Raw genomic sequence first — 7,685 nt, forward strand, 5'->3', positions numbered from 1 at the left:
ATCGCGCCGCGTTCACCGCGTCAGCGTCACGTCGCCGACGATCGTCGCGTCGCCGGTGAGCGTCACGTCCGTGTCGCTCACGTCGACGCGCAACGTGCCGCCGCGCACGGTGATGAGCCAGTGGTCGACGCCGGTCTTCGCGCGCAGCGTGACCGCCGTCGCGCACAGTCCGGTGCCGCACGACAGCGTCTCGCCGCAGCCGCGCTCGTTGACGCGCATCGTCGCCTCGCCGAGGTCGTCGGCATCGTCGTCGATGTCGTCGATGCGCACGAATTCGACGTTCTGATCGGATTCGATCGCGGGCGCGACGACCGGTTTCGTGACGAGGTCGAGCGCCTCGACGGTCGGCAGCGTGGAGAACGCGTCCTCGATGACGGCGACGACGTGCGGATTGCCCATGTCGACGAACGTGCCGCGCGCCGCGCCCGGCGTGCCGGGAATCGTGACCTCGTACGCGTCGGTCTTGCCGCGCTTCCACGCGCCCATGTCGACGCGGAACACGTGTTCGCCGAGACCTGCGACCTTCCCGAGCGAGGTGAGCGTCTTGACTCCGGCGCGCGTGCCGAGACGGAACACGTCGCCCTCGAACAGGCCCTCGCGCTGCGCGAACAGGGTGATGGCGCGCGTGCCGTTGCCGCACATCTCCGCGAGCGAGCCGTCGGCGTTGCGGTAGTCCATGAACCATTCGGCGCCGTGCGCCTCGCAGTCGGCGATCTGCTCCGCGCTCAGATCGGACACGTCGCGCGGATGGGCGAGACGGATGAGGCCGTCGCCGCCGATGCCGAAATGACGGTCGGCGAGGAAACGCACCTCCTCCTCGGTGGGCTCGAACCGCCCCTCGCGGTCGAGATAGACGACGAAATCGTTGCCGGTGGCGTGCGCCTTGGTGACATGCTGCGGAATGCTCATGCACGCCAGCATACCCGTCGCGCCGGCCCCGGGCCCCGCGCTGTTCGCCATGCGCGAGTACGCTGGGACGGCAGTGGACGATCGCGGACGCCGGACGGGACGACCGGTGGGAACAGACCGCGCGATGTCCGGTCGGAACGGCAAGGAGGATGACGATGAGTTCGACGGCGCCGATCGGCGTGTTCGATTCCGGATTGGGCGGCATCTCGGTGGTGCGCCAGCTCGTGCGCGACATGCCGCATGAGCGGGTCCTCTACTTCGGCGACTCCGCGAACGCGCCGTACGGCGTGAAATCGCCGGAACAGGTGAAGGCGTTGAGCTTCGCGATCGTGGAACGCTTCGTGAAACAGGGCGCCAAGGCGGTGGTGATCGCGTGCAACACGGCCACGTCCGCGGCGGTGAACGACCTGCGCGAAGCGTACGACATCCCGATCATCGGCATGGAGCCGGCGCTGAAGATCGCCTGCGACCGAGGCGACGTGCCCTCCGACCCGCATCACATCCCGCAGCGCGTGATCGTGGCCGCCACGCCGCTGACGCTGCGCGAGCGCAAGTTCGCGAAGCTGATGGACCGTTTCGACTCGGACAACGAGATCTATAAGGAGCCGTGCCCCGATCTGGTGGAGATCGTCGAATCGGGGCGGCTCGGCGACCATGATCTGGTGATGCGCACGCTGCACGGCTACTTCGACCAGTACGACCTCGACCGCATCGACTCGGTGGTGCTCGGCTGCACGCATTTCGTGTTCTACCGCGACTATTTCCGCGAGCTCCTGCCCGAGCGCGCGGCCGTCATCGACGGCAACGAGGGCACGGTGCGGCATCTGGGCGTCGTGCTCGAATCGCTCGGCCATCTCGCGCCGGAATCGGCGGAGGGCGGCGTGGAGCTCGCGAACTCCGACCCGTCGGAGCGCATCGCCGCGCTGTCGCGCGAGCTGTTGCACGCGTGAGATCACGTGAGTCGCGTGGAGATCGCGTGAGACGACGCGCGTGAGACGGTACGGAACCGCCCCGCGTTGCGACGGTTCCGCCACGTCTGTCCAATAACCACGGGGATGTCCCGGCTTGTGGCGTAGTGTCGGCCTGACGGATTACGGAAGGCAGGGGAGTGACATGGCGAACAGGACGGCGATGATCGATGTGGGCGGAGGATTCCGCGCGATCTTCGGATGCGGCGTGATGGACTACATGCTCGAGGAGGGCATCGACGTGGACATGTGCTACGGCGTCTCCGCGGGCGCCGCGAACATGACCTCGTTCATCGCACGCCAGCACGGCCGCAACCACACGTTCTACACGAAGTTCGCGTTCCGCAAGGAGTACGCGAGCGCGGAAAGCTTCTTCAAGAACCACAATTTCGCGAACCTCGACTACATCTACGGCACGCTGAGCAACCATGACGGCGAATACCCGGTGGATTTCGACGCGTTCGAGGCGAATCCGACCGGCTTCACCGTCATCGCCTGCAACGCCGAGGACGGTTCGACCAAGTACTTCGACAAGTCGCGCATCCGCTTCGACGATTTCGACGCGGTGAAGGCGTCGTCCGCGGTGCCGGTGGCGTGCGAGCCGTACGTGGTGGACGGCGTGCCGTACTACGATGGCGGCATCGCCGATCCGGTCCCGGTGCAGAAGGCGCTGGACGACGGCTACGACCGTGTGATCCTCATCCTGTCGCGTCTGCGCGACGAGGTACGCCAGCAGAGGAAGGACCTCGCGCCGGCGCGCATTCTCGAGCGCACGTACCCGGCGGCGGCCGAGCGTCTGCGCATGCGCTACAAGACGTACAACGACGAGATCGAACTGGCGAAGCGCTACGAGGCGGAGGGCCGCGTGCTCATCCTCGCGCCGGAGGACCTGTACGGTCTCAACACTTTGAGGAAGAGCTTCGAGGGTCTGGAGATGATGTACCGCAAGGGGTACGCGGCGGCGGAGGCGTCGGTGAGGGCGTTCCTCGCGAGCTGAACGCGGCCGTGGCGCCCCATGGCCGCGTGTCGTTCCGCCCCGCGTCACCGCCGCCTGACCGCCTACAGCCGCCTCCTTCTACCGCCGCACGTTGGTGAACGGTTCGCCGGCCGCGTAGCGCCGCACGTTCTCCAATGCGATGGCGATGATGCGCCGTTCGGTGACTTCCAGATGGTTGCCGCCGGCCACGTGCGGGGTGATGAGGCAGTGCGGCTCGTCCCACAGCGGACTGTCGGCCGGAAGAGGTTCGGGTTCGGTCACGTCGAGTCCGGCGCCGTGCAGCTGGTCCTCGGCGAGCGCGGCGGCGAGCGCGCGCGGGTCGACGGCGTTGCCGCGTCCCGCGTTGAGCAGCACGCACGTGGATTTGAGCAGGTGGAGCCGGCGCGCGTCGATGAGATGATTCGTGTCGGGCGAGGCGGGCACGGCGAGCGCGACCACGTCCGCGTCGGGCAGGAGCGCGTCGAGTTCGTCGAATCCGTGCATTTCGTCGATGCCGTCCGCGGGTTTCGTACGATTGCGGCGCACGCCGACCGTGTGCGCGCCGACCGCCTTGGCGAGCCGCGCGAAATGCGAGCCGATGTCGCCGGTGCCGATGACGAGCACGGTCGCGCCGGCCGGGCTGAGCGCGCGGCCGAGATCATGCCAGCGGTGCTCGTCCTGCTGGCGCGCGTAGGCGGGGATGTTGCGCATGAGCGCCCACATCATCGCGAACAGGTGTTCGCCGACGGTCTGTCCGTATGCGCCGGTCGCGTTGGTGACGGTGACGCCGTCGGCGAGGACGCCGGGCGCGACGTATTTGTCGACGCCGGCGCTCCACGTCTGGAGCCATTCGAGCCGCGGGTAGTCGCGGGCTTCGGCGGGCGGGATGTTGCCGATGACGGCGGTGGCGGCGCGGCGCAGTTCGGCGGGGACGTGCGCCTTCCATACCATCGTGCCGCGTTCGATCGGATTGCCGACGAACTCCTGGCGCACGTCGGGCGCGGCGGATACGAAAGCCTGCCGTTCGGCGTCGCTGAGCGGCAGGCAGTTGATGATGGTCTTCGCGGATTCGGTGCTTTCGCTCATACCGTCATTGTAGGTTCGTCGTCCGGCGCGGACCGGGCGACGACCGTCACTTGGCGGCGTGCGTGCCTTGCGTTTCGGAGGCGGTGAGCATGGCCTTGGTGACCTGCTCGTAGAGGTCTTGGTAGCCGCCGGGCGTGGAGGCGGGCAGCACCACTGTCTTCGCGTTGCTGGATTCGGAAAGCGAACGCATCACGTCGAGGTACTGGTTGAACAGCACCACGTTGTTCACGTCGTTGATGTTCATGCCCACGGCCTGCAGGCTCTTGATCTGATCGACGATGCCGTTGGCGATCTCGCGGCGGTAGTTCGCCTGGCCCTCGCCCTGCAGACGGGTCTTCTCGGCTTCGGCGGCGGCCTGCGTCTCGATCTGGATGCGCTGCGCCTCGGCGCGCTGGCGCGTGGCCTCCTTCTCGCGCTGGGCGGCGTTGATGGAGTCCATCGCGTTCTTCACCTGGGGCGAGGGGTCGATGGCGGTGATGAGCGTCTTGACGACGGTGAAGCCGAAGCGGCTCATCTCGTTGCCGACGGTCTTCTGCACGTCGAACGCGACGTCGTCCTTGCGGGCGAACGCGTCGTCGAGCGTGAGCGCCGGGATGGCGGAACGCAGCGCGTCCTCCATGTAGGAGCGCAACTGGCCGGCCGGGTCGCGCAGCTCGTAGTAGGCGGTGGCCACGTTCTGCGCGTTGACGCGGAACTGGGTGGAGGCGACGACGGTGACGAACACGTTGTCGAGCGTCTTGGTCTCCAGCTGCACGTTGAGCTGGTTGACGCGCATGTTCGTCTTCATCGCGATGCGGTCGACGAACGGGATGCGGATGTGGATGCCGGCGAACTGCACCGACTTGAACTTGCCGAAGCGTTCGATGATGTACGCCTGCTGCTGCGGGACGATGAAGATCGACGAGAACACGAGGACGAGTATGACCACCACTATGGGGACGATCACGCCTCCGAGGAGTACGCCTGCCATGATTGACTTCCCTTCTGTTGTGCCGTGACCTTCGTTAGTCACATGGCCCAGTACCGTCAATCCTACCAGCGCGCGACATGCCGGTGGAGGAGGCCGTGCACGGCGGTTCGATGAACGACCGGTGACGCGGCGGTGACGGCCATGGCGGGGCGGAATCCGACGTTTGCGGCGCGGGGCACGTCGGTGCGCGGGCGACGGCCCGTCCCGGGTTACGATAGAACGTATGACCGGATACGTTGCGCCCACCGAACCACCGAAGCGGGGATGGGATCTCCACTGCCACACCGTGTTCTCCGACGGCACGCACACGCCAGCCGAGATGCTCGCCGAGGCGGGGGAGCGGGGTCTCGTCGGCGTCGCCATCACCGACCATGACACGACGGCCGGCTGGAAGAGCGCCCAGGAGGCCGCGAAATCCCAGGGCTTGCCGCTGCTGCGCGGCAGCGAGATCACCGCATGCGACGAGGATGTGTCGGTGCATATGCTCGCCTACCAGTACGATCCGCGCAACCTGCACATCACGCGCCTGTTCGCGGCGACGCGCGAGGCCAGACTCAAGCGCACCGAACGCATGGTGGCGCGTCTCGCCGAGGATTATCCGATCAGCTGGGAGTCGGTGATGGCGCAGGTGAAGGAGGGCGGCAAGACGACGGTGGGTCGTCCGCACATCGCCGACGCGCTGGTGGCGGCCGGCGTGTACGCGAACCGTTCGGAGGCGTTCGCCGACGCGGTGAGCGCCGATTCGAAGTACTACATCCCCACGCCTTCGCCGACCACGCACGAGGTGGTGCGCGCGGTGAACGAGGCGGGCGGCGTGGTCGTCATCGCGCACGCGGGCGATCTGAGCCGCAACCGCCGGCTCCTGTCCGACGAGCAGATCGAACGGCTGATCGGCGAGGGGCTCGACGGGCTCGAGGTGTGGCATCGCGGCAACCCGCCCGAGCAGCGCGCACGTCTGCTCGCCATCGCGAACGCGCACGGGCTGCTCGTCACGGGCGGCTCCGACTGGCATGGCGCCGGCAAGCCGAACCTGCTGGGGGAGAACCTCACCGACGAGGCGACGGTGCGCCGCATCGTCGAACGCGGCGCGATCCCCCTCTGGCGGTGAGACCGCGCCGCCGATTCCGCTCCGCCGTATTCCCGTGACGGCGTGACCGTGATTTTGCTCCCGCTGGCGGGAGCTGTCCCGTGGAACGGGACTGAGGGTGGTACGACGTTTCGCCCGTGACCACCCCCAGTCGGCTCCGCCGACAGCCCCCGCCAGCGGGGGCGTAGGGGTGGCTTCGGTCAGAGGGCGCCGAAGCCGACGGCGTGCTTGGTCTCCGAGCCGACGATCGCGTAGCCGAGCGCGTCGGCGGGCACGATGATGCGGCGGCCTTTGTCGTCGGTGAGGACGACCGGCTGATGCGCGTCCAGCGCCTTGGCGATGGTCTCGTTCACCTGGTCGGCGGAATCCTCGGTGCTGAAGGTGACGGTGCGCGCCACGTTGCGGATGCCCAGTTCGATGTCCATGTTGCTCCTTTTCCTGTGTGGGGTTGTTCTTGTGCGAGGTTGTTCCCATGTGAGGTTATGCGAACTCGCGCGGGATTGTGCGGGGCCGTGTCGACCCCGATGTTCGTGCGGTGTCCGTCTCGCATGCGGCCCTGCGGCCGCGGATGCTCCCATTGTGCCCGCCCGTGGCCTGCCGCCGCGTGCGGGCGTCCATGATTACGCCGACGGCGTGGAATCCGGATAGCCCGGTGCGGCGCTCGGAGCGTCCGCTTCGGTGTCCGTCGTGGTGCGTTCCGTCCCGTCGACGTCCTTCACGTCGTCGGGGATGGTGTGCGCCTCGCCGGTGTCGTCGTCCGCCTCGTCCGCTGGAGCCGGTGCCTCGTCCGCCGGGATGTCCGGTGCGTTGACATCCGTCGCGTCATCCGTCGCGTCGTCCGTCGCGTTATCGGCCGCGTCGTTCGTCTCGTCGGAGGTCACGGTGCCGGTGGACGCGATCACCGCGACGGACGGCGCCGCCACGACGATCGGCGTGACCGACGGCGTGTCGTCGGGGTCGCCGATCGGATTCGCTGCGTCCGTCGCGTAGGCGGCGGCATCCGCACTGTTCGTGACATCGCCGATGCCCGTGACGCCGTCCGACCCCGGGTCGGTCGATTCGGCCGCCGCGGGGACCGACACCTTCGGCGTCTCGTCCCCTTCGGACGGCGTGTAGTCGCCGTCCGCATGCGGTTTGTCGTCGAACGTCTCGTCGTCGAAGTCGAGTCCGGCGCGCGCGTCGCGCAACGCGCGCTCCTCGCGTTCGAGCAGCGGGATGACGACCGTCGCGGACGTGTCCGTCGACGGTTCGTGCGGCGGCTCGACGGACGGCGCGTCGAACGTCCCCGACGTGATGACGCGCGAGAGCGGCTTGATCGGTTTGATCGTCGGCGGCATCGGCATGCCGTTCACCATGCGCGGGCCCGCGTCGCCGCCGCTCCCGGCATCGGCGTCGTTCCCGGCGGACCCGTCGGCGCCGCCGTCCGCTCCGGCCGCCTTGTCGCGGTCATCGAGCTCCTGCAGCGTGATCGTGACCGACGAATCGGGCGCCGGCATGTCCGGGTAGGCGGGACGCTGCGGCTTCGTCGAACCGGTGCCGTCGTCCGCGCCCGAAGCGCCCGGCGCGTATTCGCCGGCGGCGACGATGTCGGCCGAACCGGTGCGGTCCGCATCGTCCGCGCCCGGAGCGCCCGGAGCGCCCGCACGCGCCGCGGCGGCCGCGGTCTCGGCGGCGGCGCGGCGGCGTTCG

7 protein-coding genes and 1 pseudogene are annotated in these 7,685 nt (G+C 68.3%); 3 read left to right on the forward strand and 5 right to left on the reverse strand.

The features are described 5' to 3' along the window. Positions 1 to 12 precede the first annotated feature (12 nt). On the reverse strand, positions 13 to 909 hold the full coding sequence (dapF, locus tag BSTEL_RS10070) for a diaminopimelate epimerase (RefSeq protein ID WP_034530093.1): 897 nt from the start codon (positions 907 to 909) through the stop codon (positions 13 to 15). A gap of 155 nt (positions 910 to 1,064) precedes the next feature. Between dapF and murI the strand changes: the two genes are divergently transcribed. Together murI and BSTEL_RS10080 are read left to right on the forward strand one after the other, a co-directional pair. Next, positions 1,065 to 1,859, forward strand: coding sequence for a glutamate racemase (gene murI, locus BSTEL_RS10075; RefSeq protein ID WP_034530075.1), 795 nt, complete (start codon positions 1,065 to 1,067; stop codon positions 1,857 to 1,859). A gap of 163 nt (positions 1,860 to 2,022) precedes the next feature. Then, positions 2,023 to 2,874: a patatin-like phospholipase family protein gene (locus BSTEL_RS10080; protein WP_034530077.1), complete on the forward strand. Its 852-nt coding sequence runs from the start codon at positions 2,023 to 2,025 to the stop codon at positions 2,872 to 2,874. A gap of 78 nt (positions 2,875 to 2,952) precedes the next feature. Here the strand turns inward: BSTEL_RS10080 and BSTEL_RS10085 are convergent, their stop codons facing one another. Next, on the reverse strand, positions 2,953 to 3,939 hold the full coding sequence (locus BSTEL_RS10085) for a D-2-hydroxyacid dehydrogenase (RefSeq protein ID WP_034530079.1): 987 nt from the start codon (positions 3,937 to 3,939) through the stop codon (positions 2,953 to 2,955). Positions 3,940 to 3,985: 46 nt separating this feature from the next. After that, complete coding sequence (locus BSTEL_RS10090) at positions 3,986 to 4,909, reverse strand: SPFH domain-containing protein (RefSeq protein WP_034530080.1); 924 nt, start codon at positions 4,907 to 4,909, stop codon at positions 3,986 to 3,988. Between the two features lie 214 nt (positions 4,910 to 5,123). Between BSTEL_RS10090 and BSTEL_RS10095 the strand changes: the two genes are divergently transcribed. Next, positions 5,124 to 6,017, forward strand: coding sequence for a PHP domain-containing protein (locus tag BSTEL_RS10095; RefSeq protein ID WP_420796416.1), 894 nt, complete (start codon positions 5,124 to 5,126; stop codon positions 6,015 to 6,017). Positions 6,018 to 6,196: 179 nt separating this feature from the next. Here the strand turns inward: BSTEL_RS10095 and BSTEL_RS10100 are convergent, their stop codons facing one another. Next, entirely contained in the window at positions 6,197 to 6,421 is a 225-nt protein-coding gene (locus tag BSTEL_RS10100; protein WP_034530082.1) for a DUF3107 domain-containing protein, read from the reverse strand. Positions 6,422 to 6,616: 195 nt separating this feature from the next. Further along, positions 6,617 to 7,685 (reverse strand): annotated as a pseudogene (locus tag BSTEL_RS12385) (hypothetical protein); the annotation flags it as partial.

The organism is Bifidobacterium stellenboschense (genome assembly GCF_000741785.1).
In the GTDB taxonomy this organism is placed as follows: domain Bacteria; phylum Actinomycetota; class Actinomycetes; order Actinomycetales; family Bifidobacteriaceae; genus Bifidobacterium; species Bifidobacterium stellenboschense.